Genomic DNA, 549 nt, shown 5'->3' with positions numbered 1-549 from the left:
GATATTACGCGGTCCGCCTTAAGCAAGACGGGCTTTCGTAACATTAGTAAGTGTGCTTACCATGGGCGGACCATGACCTCGATGGGACACGGCAAGTGAAGTCCGCAGGCGCGGCATCTCAACCAGTTCAACGATAGGAATGCACATCATGGCAGGAAATCTCATTGCCCGGTCAGTTCACGATCTGACGGCAGCAGCCTGGTTCGGTGGATCTTTGATGGGTGCCATCGGCCTGAACGGGGCAGCGGCGGCAGCCAAGGATCCGTCCGAGCGTACCCGGCTCTCCAGCGCCGGTTGGATGAAGTGGGCACCGTTCCAGACAGCGGCCTTCGCTTCGCACCTCGTGGCGGACCTCGCCATTGCGTGGGAGAACAAAGAGCGCATCGCCAAGCAGGACGGCGTGGCCCGCGACACTGTAGTCAAGACGGCGGTGACGGTGGTGGGTGCAGCAGTGACCCTCTACTCCGGCATCCTTGGCAAGAAAGTTGAAAAGCTGGCCGGTGAGGGCGCCGAAGGTGCCACCGAGCCGCGTCCGGGCGCCTCTGATGA

1 protein-coding gene is annotated in these 549 nt (G+C 61.4%); it reads left to right on the top strand.

The genetic code is table 11. The features are described 5' to 3' along the window. Positions 1-148: 148 nt before the first annotated feature. The coding region (locus tag AC5RWX_RS34160) for a hypothetical protein (RefSeq protein ID WP_494100556.1) at positions 149-549 on the top strand (401 nt) is incomplete at its 3' end.

This window comes from Arthrobacter sp. SPT-J7, assembly GCF_059089965.1.
Note: the sequence above shows the minus strand (reverse complement) of the source record. Positions and strands in the feature narration are given on the sequence as shown.